Annotated in this window: 12 protein-coding genes; 11 read left to right on the forward strand and 1 reads right to left on the reverse strand. The window is 69.3% G+C overall.

All coding sequences use genetic code 11. The features are described from left to right. Positions 1-14: 14 nt before the first annotated feature. The 11 genes from mshD to pstB all read left to right on the forward strand — a co-directional run bounded on the left by mshD (position 15) and on the right by pstB (position 11,694). Positions 15-938 (forward strand): mycothiol synthase, encoded by a 924-nt coding sequence (mshD, locus tag ACFUPX_RS21690; RefSeq protein WP_383324820.1) that lies wholly within the window; start codon positions 15-17, stop codon positions 936-938. Between the two features lie 114 nt (positions 939-1,052). Beyond that, positions 1,053-1,487 carry a GntR family transcriptional regulator gene (locus tag ACFUPX_RS21695; protein WP_383324823.1) on the forward strand — a complete coding sequence of 145 codons (435 nt, stop codon included), beginning with the start codon at positions 1,053-1,055 and terminating at the stop codon, positions 1,485-1,487. Next, positions 1,484-2,383 carry an ABC transporter ATP-binding protein gene (locus ACFUPX_RS21700; RefSeq protein WP_383324826.1) on the forward strand — a complete coding sequence of 300 codons (900 nt, stop codon included), beginning with the start codon at positions 1,484-1,486 and terminating at the stop codon, positions 2,381-2,383. The genes ACFUPX_RS21695 and ACFUPX_RS21700 overlap by 4 nt, the downstream gene beginning before the upstream one ends. Further along, on the forward strand, positions 2,380-3,291 hold the full coding sequence (locus ACFUPX_RS21705) for an ABC transporter permease (RefSeq protein WP_383324829.1): 912 nt from the start codon (positions 2,380-2,382) through the stop codon (positions 3,289-3,291). Before ACFUPX_RS21700 ends, ACFUPX_RS21705 begins: the two co-directional genes overlap by 4 nt. Before the next feature lie 106 nt (positions 3,292-3,397). Then, complete coding sequence (locus tag ACFUPX_RS21710) at positions 3,398-5,803, forward strand: RNA degradosome polyphosphate kinase (protein ID WP_383324831.1); 2,406 nt, start codon at positions 3,398-3,400, stop codon at positions 5,801-5,803. Further along, a complete protein-coding gene (locus tag ACFUPX_RS21715; RefSeq protein WP_383324834.1) occupies positions 5,784-6,896 on the forward strand; it encodes a CHAD domain-containing protein in 1,113 nt (370 codons plus the stop codon). Before ACFUPX_RS21710 ends, ACFUPX_RS21715 begins: the two co-directional genes overlap by 20 nt. After that, positions 6,893-7,315 (forward strand): NUDIX hydrolase, encoded by a 423-nt coding sequence (locus ACFUPX_RS21720; protein ID WP_383324836.1) that lies wholly within the window; start codon positions 6,893-6,895, stop codon positions 7,313-7,315. The genes ACFUPX_RS21715 and ACFUPX_RS21720 overlap by 4 nt, the downstream gene beginning before the upstream one ends. A 235-nt stretch (positions 7,316-7,550) precedes the next feature. Further along, positions 7,551-8,681, forward strand: a complete 1,131-nt coding sequence (gene pstS / locus ACFUPX_RS21725; RefSeq protein WP_383324839.1) for a phosphate ABC transporter substrate-binding protein PstS — start codon at positions 7,551-7,553, stop codon at positions 8,679-8,681. A 117-nt stretch (positions 8,682-8,798) separates the two neighbouring features. Next, positions 8,799-9,821, forward strand: a complete 1,023-nt coding sequence (gene pstC, locus ACFUPX_RS21730) for a phosphate ABC transporter permease subunit PstC (protein WP_383324842.1) — start codon at positions 8,799-8,801, stop codon at positions 9,819-9,821. Then, positions 9,818-10,867 carry a phosphate ABC transporter permease PstA gene (gene pstA / locus ACFUPX_RS21735; protein ID WP_383324845.1) on the forward strand — a complete coding sequence of 350 codons (1,050 nt, stop codon included), beginning with the start codon at positions 9,818-9,820 and terminating at the stop codon, positions 10,865-10,867. The genes pstC and pstA overlap by 4 nt, the downstream gene beginning before the upstream one ends. Positions 10,868-10,917: 50 nt before the next feature. Next, positions 10,918-11,694 carry a phosphate ABC transporter ATP-binding protein PstB gene (gene pstB, locus ACFUPX_RS21740; RefSeq protein WP_351168352.1) on the forward strand — a complete coding sequence of 259 codons (777 nt, stop codon included), beginning with the start codon at positions 10,918-10,920 and terminating at the stop codon, positions 11,692-11,694. A 130-nt stretch (positions 11,695-11,824) separates the two neighbouring features. On the opposite strand, the gene ACFUPX_RS21745 is transcribed toward pstB, so the two are convergent. Next, positions 11,825-12,823, reverse strand: a complete 999-nt coding sequence (locus ACFUPX_RS21745) for an anion permease (RefSeq protein ID WP_383324848.1) — start codon at positions 12,821-12,823, stop codon at positions 11,825-11,827.

A 12,823-nucleotide genomic window follows, 5' to 3' on the forward strand; every position in this document is an offset into this window, starting at 1 on the left:
GTACCCTCGACTCCATGACTGACGAGCAGCAGCCTCCCGCCACCCTGCGGCAGATCGACACGGTCGCCGCCCTCACCTCCGACCAGGCAGACGCCGTGCTCGGGCTCATCGCGGAAGCGGCCCGCTCGGACGGGCAGCAGGCCGTGTCCGAGCAGGGGCGGCTCCAGCTGCGGGGAGGTGCGCGGGCCGGGGTGCGGCATCTGCTGCTCGGCGTCGGCGACGAGCTCGTCGGGTACGCGCAGCTGGAGGACACCGACCCCATCGAGGCACCCGCCGCCGAGCTCGTCGTGCACCCCGCGCACCGCGGCCGCGGGCACGGCCGGGCCCTTGGCACCGCGCTACTCGCCGAGTCCGGGCGGCGGCTGCGGATCTGGGCGCACGGCGGACACTCGGCGGCGCGGCACCTGGCGCAGGTCCTCGGGCTCACCCTCTTCCGTGAACTGCGGCAGATGCGGCGCTCGTTGGGCGACCTCGACCTGCCCGATCCGGTCCTGCCCGAAGGCGTATCGGTACGCGCCTTCGTCCCCAGCCAGGACGACGCGGCCTGGCTCGCGGTGAACGCGGACGCCTTCGCCCACCACCCCGAGCAGGGCTCCCTCACCCAGCGTGACCTGGACGACCGCAAGTCCGAGCCGTGGTTCGACCCGGCGGGCTTCTTCCTCGCGGAGAAGGACGGCGACCTCGTCGGCTTCCACTGGACGAAGGTGCACGCGGACGAGGGCCTGGGCGAGGTGTACGTCCTCGGGGTGCGCTCGGGCGCGCAGGGCGGCGGCCTCGGCAAGGCGCTGACCACCATCGGCCTGAACCACCTGGCGGGGGCGGGCCTGCCGACGGCGATGCTGTACGTGGACGCGGACAACAAGGCGGCCGTGAGCGTCTACGAACGCCTCGGCTTCGTCACGCACGAGACGGACCTGATGTACCGCACGGAGTCCTGAGCGAACCCCGGGAGAAACCCGGGAGCAAACCCCCGAGGGGCGGCGTCACTTGACGTCGCCCCTTTCTTGCACCACCCTTTCACTACTCAATTAGTGAAAGGGTGGTGCAAGGGCATGGTCGAGTTCCGTATCGACCGGCGCAGCGGCGTCGCCACCTATCTCCAGATCGTCCAGCAGACCCAACAGGCGCTTCGCCTGGGCCTGTTGGAACCGGGGGACAAGCTTCCGACGGCCCGTGAGGTCGTCGAGGCGACGGCCATCAATCCGAACACGGTCCTGAAGGCCTACCGCGAACTGGAACGCGAGGGCCTGGTCGAGGCCCGTCGCGGGCTCGGCACCTTCGTGCGGAAGTCACTGGGCTCCCAGCCCGCCGACTCCCCGCTGCGGGGCGAGCTGAGCCGGTGGGCCGCCCGTGCCCACGCCGCCGGTCTGGAGAGGGACGACGTCGCGGCGCTGTTCAGCGCCGTACTCGAAGAGCAGTTCACCGAGTCAGCGCACGTAGAGCACGAAGAGCACGCAGAGCACGTATCCAAGGGGGATCCCGCATGACCGAAACCGCCATCGAGGCGGCCGCGCTGGCCAAGAGTTACGGGCGGCGGGGCCATGCCCTGCGCGACTGCTCCTTCCGGCTGCCCGCCGGACGGATCTGCGCGGTCGTGGGGCCCAACGGCGCGGGCAAGTCGACGCTGCTCACCCTCGCGGCCGGTCTGCTGAGGCCCACCGGGGGCACGCTCACCGTGCTCGGCACCGACCCGGCCGCAGCCCGCGAGCACCTCGCGTACGTCGCCCAGGACAAGCCGCTCTATCCGCAGCTCAGCATCGAGGACACGCTGCGGATGGGCGCCGAGCTGAACCCCGGGCGCTGGGACGCCGCCATCGCCGAACGCGTCGTACGCGAAGGGGGATTGGACCCGAAGCTGCGCGTGCGCACGCTCTCCGGGGGCCAGCGCACCCGCGTCGCGCTCGCCCTCGCGCTGGGCAAGCGGGCCCAACTCCTGCTCCTGGACGAGCCGATGGCCGACCTCGACCCGCTCGCCCGGCATCAGCTGATGGGGACGCTGATGGCGACCGCCGCCGAGCACGGGACCACCGTGGTCATGTCCTCGCACATCGTCGGCGAACTGGCCGACGCCTGCGACCACTTGCTCCTGGTGTCCGACGGCCGGGTCCGGCTCGGCGGCGGCATCGACGACCTCGTCTCCGCACACGCCCTGGTCACCGGCCGCCGCCCCGCCGAGGACCTCGCCCCGCACACCGTCGTCGAATCCCGCGCCACGGGGCGCGGCCTGACCGCGCTGATCCGGCCGGACGGCCCGATAGGCGAGGGCTGGGACGTCGAAGAACCGTCCCTGGAGGAACTGTTGCTGGCCCATCTGCGCTCGCCCGAAGCACCTGAGCTGCTCACGCCGAGCACGGCTCCCGCCGAGCGCGAGGTGACGGCATGAGCTCCCCTCTGCTTCGCGGTCCTCGCTGGGTCGACGTCAAGGTGCACCGCAGCGCACTGCGCGCAGGCCTCGGCCTCGTCGTGCTCGCCGCCGTGGTGACGGGCTTTTTCAGCTGGGCGACCCACGCCTACCCCGAGCCCGTCGGCGCCTGCACCTCCGACGGCTCCTGCGACACGTTCCTCGGCTTCGCCAGCGCCCGGACGCTGCTGTACGAGCTCATGAAGAACTACTCCATGGGGATGCTCCTGATCCCCGTCCTGATCGGCGCCTTCGTCGCGGGCCCGGTCGTCGCCCGTGAGATGGAGTCGGGCACCCACAAGCTCGCCTGGACCCAGTCGACGACGCCCACGCGCTGGCTGATGTCGAAGCTGACGGTGTTCGCCGTGACGAGCGTGGCCGGCGGCCTCGCGCTGATGGCGGTTTTCTGGCTCGGGCGGTCCCGTGCGGGGGACGTATGGAACCTGAGCTGGGCCGACCGCGGCGTCTACGAGTCCATCGGCCCGGTCTTCGTCGCGTACTGCCTTCTCGGCGTCATGGTCGGCGCACTCGTCGGCCTGCTGGTGCGCCGCACCCTGGTGGCCCTTACCGTCGGCGGCCTTGTCACCGGCGTCGTGCTGCTGATCATGGGAAGCGTGCGCTGGCATCTGTTCCCGGTGGCCACGGTCTCCGGGCCCGCATCGGGCACGAGCACGAGCTACACGATGCATGAAACCCCCATGGACTCCATCATCGTGGACATGGGGGTCCGCAAAGCCGCCGGTGGCACCAAGGTCACCGGCTGGTACGCCGACATCCACCCCCATTCCCACTTCTGGTACGTCCAGTTCATCGAGACCGGCATCGTCCTGGCCCTCACCGCGGCAGCCGCGTACGCCGCGTTCCGAGTCCTGCGGCGCCGGACCGCCTGATTCCGCAGAGCCCCCGGACGTGTAGACGTCCGGGGGCCTCCCGCACATGTCCCGCACGTCATGTCGCCGTAACCAGTGATTCAGACTGGCTTGCGACCCTCGCTCAATGCAGCCTGCCGTGCCCGACCCTCCCCCCATGAACGGGAAGCTTCGCCTCACCCCGGCTCTCTCCGACGCGCCCATCGGGGTCCCCGCGCGGAACAATGGGGCCATGAGCCAGCCCAGCGCGCAAGGTCAGTCCCACCCGTCTCCCACCACCGCCCTTGACGGAGACCCTTCGGGCCACGGCACCATCACACACCCCCAGCCCTCCGTCGGCTCCATCGCCGCGCACCGCCCGCACACGCTGTCGGCCGCGGTCTCCGACCTGGACCCCGACATCGACGCGGATCTCGACGCGTACGACGAGGACGGCCAGGTAGGACACGACGGCCAGGAGCTTCCGCAGGGCCGCTTCCTGGACCGGGAGCGCAGCTGGCTCGCCTTCAACGAACGCGTCCTCGAGCTCGCCGAGGACCCGAACACCCCGCTACTCGAACGGGCTAATTTCCTGGCGATCTTCGCCTCGAACCTGGACGAGTTCTTCATGGTCCGGGTGGCAGGCCTGAAGCGGCGCATCGCGACCGGCGTCGCCACCCGTTCGGCCTCGGGCCTCCAGCCCCGCGAGGTCCTCGAACTGATCTGGAACCGCTCGCGCGAACTCATGGCCCGGCACGCCGCCTGCTACCAGGAGGACGTCGCCTCCGGCCTCGCCGACGAGGGCATCCACCTGGTCCGCTGGAACGAACTGACCGAGAAGGAGCAGTCCCGCCTCTTCACGCTCTTCCGGCAGCAGATCTTCCCCGTCCTGACCCCCCTCGCGGTCGACCCGGCGCACCCCTTCCCGTACATCTCGGGGCTCTCGCTCAACCTCGCCGTGGTCGTGCGCAACCCGGTCTCCGGGCACACCCACTTCGCGCGCGTGAAGGTGCCGCCGCTGCTCTCCCGCTTCCTTGAGGCCTCCCCCCAGCGGTACGTCCCCATCGAGGACGTCATCGCCGCTCCCGCGCACCTCGCGGAGCTGTTCCCGGGCATGGAGATCCAGGAGCACCACATGTTCCGGCTCACCAGGAACGAGGACCTGGAGGTCGAGGAGGACGACGCCGAGAACCTCCTCCAGGCCCTGGAGAAGGAGCTCATGCGGCGCCGCTTCGGGCCGCCGGTGCGCCTTGAGGTCGAGGAGTCCATCGACAGGAACGTCCTGGACCTCCTCGTGCGCGAGCTGAAGATAAGCGAGGCGGAGGTCTATCCGCTGCCGGGTCCGCTCGACCTGACCGGACTCTTCGGCATCGCGTCCCTGGACCGGCCCGAGCTGAAGTACCCGAAGTTCATCGCGGGCACGCACCGCGACCTCGCCGAGGTGGAATCGGCGTCCGCACCGGACATCTTCGCCGCCCTTCGCGAACGCGACGTACTTCTGCACCACCCGTACGACTCCTTCTCCACGTCCGTCCAGGCCTTCCTGGAGCAGGCCGCCGCCGACCCGGACGTCCTGGCGATCAAGCAGACGCTGTACCGGACGTCGGGCGACTCCCCCATAGTCGACGCGCTGATCGACGCCGCCGAGTCGGGCAAGCAGGTGCTCGTCCTGGTCGAGATCAAGGCGCGCTTCGACGAGCAGGCGAACATCAAGTGGGCGCGGAAGCTGGAGGAGGCGGGCTGCCATGTCGTCTACGGCCTCGTCGGCCTGAAGACGCACTGCAAGCTGTCGCTCGTCGTGCGCCAGGAGGGCGAGACCCTGGTCCGCTACTCCCACGTGGGCACGGGCAACTACCACCCCAAGACCGCACGTCTCTACGAGGACCTGGGGCTGCTCACCGCCAAGCAGGAGGTGGGCGCCGACCTGTCCGACCTCTTCAACCGGCTCTCGGGCTACTCGCGCCGCGAGACCTACCGGCGTCTCCTCGTCGCCCCCAAGTCCCTGCGCGACGGGCTCGTCTCGCGCATCGAGAAGGAGATCCAGCACCATCGCGCGGGCCGCCCGGCCTATGTGCGCGTCAAGTGCAACTCGATGGTCGACGAGGCGGTCGTGGACTCGCTCTACCGCGCGTCGCAGGCGGGCGTGCCGGTGGACGTGTGGGTACGCGGGATCTGTGCCGTGCGGCCAGGAGTGGCGGGGCTCTCGGAGACGATCCGGGTGCGTTCGGTGCTCGGCCGCTTCCTGGAGCACTCCCGCGTCTTCGCCTTCGGCAACGCGGGCGAGCCCGAGGTGTGGATCGGCAGCGCCGACATGATGCACCGCAACCTCGACCGACGCATCGAGGCACTGGTCAGGGTCACCGACCCGGCACACCGGGCGGCGCTGAACCGGCTCCTGGAGACCGGCATGTCGGACACCACCGCCTCCTGGCACCTGGGCGCGGACGGCAACTGGACCCGGCACGCCCTCGATCCGGAGGGCCAGCCCCTGCGGAACGTACAGGAGATGCTCATTGACGCCCGGAGGCGCCGGCGTGGCACAGCTAAACCATGAGACGACGACAGGCGATGTCCTGTCGGCCCATCTTCAGGGCCAGGCCACGGAGTTCCTGCGCTCGCTGCGGCTGCACCGCGAGTCGACGACGGACGCGCAGGGCGCGGAGGCGTCCCTGGAGGCGGCCCGAGCCCTGCGCCGCGCGGCCCGCCGCATCGGCGGCACACTGCACACGTTCCGCCCGCTCCTGGACCAGGAGTGGGCGGCAGGCCTGCGCCCCGAACTGGCGTGGCTCTCCGGCACATTGGCCCGGGAACACGCGTACGCGACCCGCCTGGAACGCCTGCTGGACGCACTGCACCGCCTGTCGGGCACGCCGGTCGTACCGCCGCCCACGGCCCATGCCGATGTCCTGGCTGTGGGCAGGCGTTCCGCGGGGCGATGGGGGTCCCCCCGCTCGAACGGAGTGGAGAGTGGCGGAGGGTGGGCACAGCCCTCGACGCCGGGCGCCGAGGAACAGGGCGGTACGCCGAGAGGCCTGACGGTGGGCGCAGCCAAGGCAGCCGCACTCCTGGAGCGCCAGCTCACCCTCGCCCGCACCCGGGCCCACTCCGCAGCCCTCCAAGCCTTCGGCTCCTCCCGCTTCCACGCGGTGGCGGACAACGTCGCCGTACTGGCGAGCGAGGTCCCTCTGGCCAGAGCCGCGGAGGACCTGAAGCCGCTGGCCGCGAAGGCCGAGGAGAACCTCGCCGAAGCCGTCGCCGCGCTCCCCCTGGGCCAGGCGGGCCACCCGTACAACGCGGAAGCGCTGACGCACGGCCTCGCCGCGGCAGAGGCCCCCGAGGCCCAGGACGCCCCCTGGCTGAAGACCCGCGCCCTCCTGCGCCTGCACAGGTACGCCCAGGAGGTCCTCACCGGAGGCCCCGGCACGGATCCGCGCCTGGCGGACGCGGGCCACGCCCTGGACCGCCACCGCGAGGCCGCGGACGCCGCGTCGGCAGCGGCGTCGGCCGCCCGCACCCCCCGCATCGCCCCGGCGACGGCATACGCCCTGGGCGTCCTGCACGCCGATCAACGCCACGACGTGGAAGCCGCACGGTTCGCCTTCCACCAGGCCTGGCTCCGGGAGACGGAGGCGGTGAGCACCCGGTGACACACGCCGAGGGCGAGGTCGTACGGGCCGCGGGCTGCGTCCTGTGGCGCCACTCCCCCTATGACGGCCGCCTGGAGATTTGCCTGGTCCACCGGCCGAAGTACGACGACTGGTCGCACCCGAAAGGCAAGCTGAAGCGAGCCGAGACCCCCCTCGCGGGCGCCCTGCGCGAGGTGGAGGAGGAAACCGGCCACCGCTGCACCCCCGGCGCCCGCCTCCCCACGGTCCGCTACGTGGCCCAGGGCCGCCCCAAAGAGGTCAGCTACTGGGCGGCGGAGGTGGCCGACGGCCGCTTCACGCCCAACGACGAGGTGGACCGCATCCTGTGGCTCTCGCCGACGGCCGCGCGCAACCGCCTCACGCAACCCCGCGACCAGCAGCTTGTCGACGCCCTGCTCGGCGTGCTCAACCCGGCGTAACAGATCCGCTACGTTCCGTAGCACGTCGCCTAACCAGGCCGACCGCCGAGGTTCACCCTCCGTTCACTCATGCCCTTTGGTCACTTCACCTGCCCTGCCTAATTTCAGCCTTACAACACAACGTAAGACCGCAGAACCGAAGTACCGAAGTACGGCAGAACCCGCAGCACCGCACGACGAAGACCCTGCACGCCGCCAGCAAAGGGCCGGCGGCTCCCGGAAGGAAGACCCGAAAGTGAAGCTTCAGCGCAAGAACCGGCTCCGCGCCCTTTCCCTCGGCGCCATCGCCGTCTCCGGCGCCCTGGCCCTCACGGCGTGCGGCTCCGACGACACGAGCGGCGGCGACGGAGGCACCGGCAAGGAGACCAACGCCAACGCCAACATCAAGTGCGACGACGCCAAGGGCCAGCTCGCCGCATCGGGTTCGTCCGCGCAGAAGAACGCCATCGACGCCTGGCGCAAGGTCTACTCGACGACCTGCAAGGACGTTCAGCTGAACTACAACCCGACGGGTTCGGGCGCCGGCATCACCGCGTTCATGCAGGGCCAGACCGCCTTCGCGGGCTCCGACTCGGCGCTGAAGCCCGAGGAGATCGCGGCGTCGAAGAAGGTCTGCAAGAACAGCCAGGCCATCGACCTGCCGATGGTCGGCGGCCCGATCGCCGTCGGTTACAACGTGCCCGGCGTGGACAACCTCGTCCTGGACGCCGAGACCCTCGCCAAGATCTTCGACGACAAGATCAAGACCTGGGACGACAAGGCGATCAAGAAGCTCAACCCCGACGCCAAGCTGCCCGGCACCAAGATCCAGGCGTTCCACCGCTCGGACGAGTCCGGCACCACGGACAACTTCACCAAGTACCTCAAGGGCGCGGCCCCCTCCGCCTGGTCGCACGAGCCCGGCAAGTCCTGGGAGGCCAAGGGCGGCCAGTCCGCCAACGGCTCCTCCGGTGTCGCGGGCCAGGTCAAGCAGACCGCCGGCGCCATCTCGTACTTCGAGCTCTCGTACGCCTCCGACGGCATCAGCACGGTCGACCTGCAGACCGACGCCAAGGAGCCGGTGAAGGCCACCGTCGACAACGCCTCCGAGGCCATCTCCGAGGCCAAGGTCGTCGGCAAGGGCAACGACCTCGCCCTGGAGCTGAACTACAAGCCCACCGCCGAGGGCGCCTACCCGATCACCCTGGTGACGTACGAGGTCCTCTGCGAGAAGGGCAACAAGGCCGAGACCCTGGCCGCGACCAAGTCCTTCCTGACCTACATCGCCAGCGAGGACGGCCAGAACGTCCTCAAGGAGAACGACTACGCGCCGATCCCGGCCGAGATCATCTCCAAGGTCCGCACGACCGTCGCGGGCCTGAGCTAGCTGAACCGAGTGCGGCCGGCCCCGTGAGTCAGGGCCGGCCGCACCGTCCGGTGCACCGCCGCCAGGAGCAACTCCCGCTGAAAAAGCGGTGATTGGCTCCGCAGACCGGAGAATCCCATGGATATACCCAGCAGTACGACAGCACCCCCACCCCTCGACGACGTACGGCCCTCGGGCATCACCCCGAAGCGCCCCCGCCGCAGCGCGACCCGCCCCGGCGACCGGATCTTCCTCGGCCTCTCCCGCGGCTCCGGCATCACGCTGCTCGTGATCATGGCCGCCATCGCGGCCTTCCTGACCTACCGGGCGGCCCTCGCGCTCTCGGACAACACGGGCAACTTCCTCACCACCTTCGAGTGGGACCCGGCCGGTGCCACCACCGGCGGCAAGCCGTACTTCGGCATCGCGGTCCTGGTCTTCGGCACCGTGGTGAGCTCGGTGATCGCCCTGGTGATCGCCGTCCCCGTGGCCATCGGCATCGCGCTCTTCATCTCGCACTACGCGCCGCGCAAGCTGGCGACCCCCATCGCCTTCGTGATCGACCTCCTGGCCGCCGTGCCCTCGATCGTCTACGGCCTCTGGGGCGCCCTCGTGGTCGCACCCAATCTGACCGGCCTCTACAGCTGGCTCGACGACTACTTCGGTTGGACCGGCGTCTTCGAGTACCAGGGCGGCGCCCCGCGCTCCCTGATGACGGTCGGCATCCTGCTCGCCATCATGATCCTGCCGATCATCACGAACGTGAGCCGCGAGGTCTTCCTCCAGGTCCCGAAGATGCACGAGGAGGCCGCGCTCGCGCTCGGCGCCACGCGCTGGGAGACCATCCGCATGTCGGTGCTCCCCTTCGCCCGCTCCGGCGTCATCTCCGCCTCGATGCTGGGCCTTGGCCGCGCGCTCGGCGAGACCATCGCCGTGGCCACCGTGCTCTCCCCGACCTTCCTCATCGGCGCGTCCGTGCTCGACCCCGGCGGCGGCACGTTCGCGCAGAACATCGCGAGCAAGTTCAACGAGGCCAGCGAGTACGGCCGTGACGCGCTCATCGCGTCCGGCCTGGTCCTCTTCATCATCACGCTGCTGGTCAACGGCGCGGCCCGCATGATCATCGCGCGCCGCAAGGAGTACTCGGGGGCCAACGCATGAGCGCCACCATCGTCAAGCCCACGAGCCTTCAGGGCGCGCGCCTGCCGCGCTGGACCCCGGCCGTCGTCGCGCTCGGCTCCGCCGCCGTCGGCATCGGCATCGGGGTGGGCGCGGGCCTGGACAGCCGCATCCAGTGGGGCCTCATCGCGGCCATCCTCTTCATCCTCGTCTCGTACGCGGCAGCGGTCACCGTCGAGGGCGGCCGCCAGGCCAAGGACCGCCTCGCCACCTCGATGGTGTGGGTGACGTTCCTGCTCGCCGTCGTCCCGCTCGCCTCGCTGATCTACGAGACCGTCGAGCGCGGCTCGAACGTCTTCAACGGCTACTTCCTGACCCACTCCATGGGCGTGGTCGCCGACGACGAGCCCGGCGGCGGCATCTACCACGCGATCATCGGCAGCCTGGAGCAGGTGCTCCTGGCCTCCGTCATCGCCGTGCCGATCGGCCTGCTCACCGCGATCTACCTCGTCGAGTACGGGCGCGGGAAGCTCTCCAAGGTCGTCACGTTCTTCGTGGACGTCATGACCGGCATCCCCTCGATCGTCGCGGGCCTGTTCGTCCTCAGCTTCTGGATCCTGATCCTGGGCTTCGACTTCTCCGGCTGGGCCGGCGCCATGGCGCTCGCCATCCTGATGATGCCGGTGATCGTGCGCTCCACCGAGGAGATGCTCAAGCTCGTCCCGAACGAGCTGCGGGAGGCGTCACTCGCCCTCGGCATCCCGAAGTGGCGGACCATCCTCAAGGTGGTCCTGCCCACCGCGATCGGCGGCATCACGACCGGCGTCATGCTCGCGGTCGCCCGTATCGCGGGCGAGACCGCGCCGGTGCTGCTCCTGGTCTGGGTCAACCCCATGATCAACACGAACCCGTTCGAAGGCTCGCAGGCCTCGCTGCCGCTGTACATCTACCAGCAGTACGCGGCGGGCAACCAGGCCGGTTACGACCGCGCCTGGGCGGCGGCGCTCGCCCTCATCGGCTTCATCATGATCCTCAACATGGCGGCCCGCGGCGTAGCCCGCTGGAAGGCCCCCAAGACGGGCCGCTGACGCGGCCATATCAGCGACCTTCTCGTACCCCTTCGAAAGCAGTGATCCCCATGGCCAAGCGAATCGACGTATCGGGCCTGACCGCTTACTACAGCGCCCACAAGGCCATCGAGGACATCTCGATGACCGTGGAGCCCCGCTCCGTGACGGCCTTCATCGGCCCCTCCGGCTGCGGCAAGTCCACCTTCCTGCGCACCCTCAACCGCATGCACGAGGTCACCACCGGTGGCCGCGTCGAGGGCAAGGTGCTCCTGGACGACGAGGACCTCTACGGTCCCGGTGTCGACCCGGTCGCCGTGCGCCGCACCATCGGCATGGTGTTCCAGCGCCCCAACCCGTTCCCGACGATGTCGATCTTCGACAACGTGGCGGCGGGCCTGCGGCTCAACGGCTCGTACAAGAAGAGCGAGCTGAACGCCATCGTCGAGAAGTCCCTCAAGGGCGCCAACCTCTGGAACGAGGTCAAGGACCGCCTGAACAAGCCAGGATCCGGCCTCTCCGGCGGCCAGCAGCAGCGCCTGTGCATCGCGCGGGCGATCGCGGTCGAGCCCCAGGTGCTCCTGATGGACGAGCCCTGCTCGGCCCTGGACCCGATCTCGACGCTCGCCATCGAGGACCTGATCGGCGAGCTGAAGGAGCGCTTCACGATCGTCATCGTGACGCACAACATGCAGCAGGCGGCCCGCGTCTCCGACCGTACGGCGTTCTTCAACCTCGCGGCGGTCGGCCAGCCCGGCAAGCTCGTCGAGATCGACGACACGGAGCGGATCTTCTCCAACCCGTCCGTGCAGGCCACCGAGGACTACATCTCGGGCCGTTTCGGCTAGGCCACGACCCGGGTATTTCCCCGACTCCTTGCGGTGCTGCATGGCGGTGCCACCGTAAGGGCAACAAAGAAAGGCCCGCCCCTGGCTCCCGGGGGCGGGCCTTTCCGTTGCAGCTTGCTTTTGCGGCCGGTTACAGGAACGCGAGATTCACGATCCAGAAACTGACGGCGGCCACAATTGCGGCCGCGGGCATGGTGATGAACCACCCCAGGATGATGTTCTTCGCGACGCCCCAGCGCACCGCGTTCACACGCTTGGTGGCGCCCACACCCATGATCGCGGAAGTGATCACGTGCGTGGTGGAGATCGGCGCGTGGAACATGAAAGCGGTGGTGAACATGATGCCCGCGCCGGTGGTCTCGGCGGCGAATCCCTGCGGCGGGTCAAGCTCGATGATCTTCCGGCCGAGCGTACGCATGATGCGCCAGCCACCCGCGTACGTACCGAGCGAGAGCATCAGCGCACAGGAGATCTTGACCCAGATCGGAATGGGCGCGTCGGCGCTCTGCACATCGGAGATGACCAGGGCCATCACGACGATGCCCATGGTCTTCTGCGCGTCCTGAAGGCCGTGTCCGAGCGCCATACCGGCCGCCGACACCGTCTGCGCGATACGGAATCCGCGCTTTGCCTTGTGCGGGTTGGACTTCCGGAACATCCACATGATCGCGCACATCACCAGATAACCGGCGACAAGGCCGACGACGGGCGAGATGAACATCGGAATGACGACCTTGTCGAGCACTCCGGACCAGATCACCCCGATCCCACCGGCGAGCGCGGCTCCGACCATTCCACCGAACAGTGCGTGCGAGGAGGAGGAGGGAAGCCCGAAGTACCAGGTGACGAGGTTCCAGACGATGGCGCCCACCAGGGCGGCAAAGAGGATCCACATTCCCTTGTTGCCATGGGGCGTCTCGATCAGACCCTTGCTGACCGTCTTGGCGACCCCGCTGCCCATGAAGGCACCGGCGAGGTTCATGACGGCGGCCATGGCGAGTGCCGCGCGTGGCGTCAGCGCACGGGTGGAGACAGAAGTGGCGATGGCATTCGCAGAGTCGTGAAAGCCATTCGTATACGTAAATCCGAGCGCGACGCCAATGGTCACGATCAAAGCAAAGGTGTCCAT

Origin of the sequence: Streptomyces sp. NPDC057302, from assembly GCF_042667685.1 — a bacterium.
In the GTDB taxonomy this organism is placed as follows: domain Bacteria; phylum Actinomycetota; class Actinomycetes; order Streptomycetales; family Streptomycetaceae; genus Streptomyces.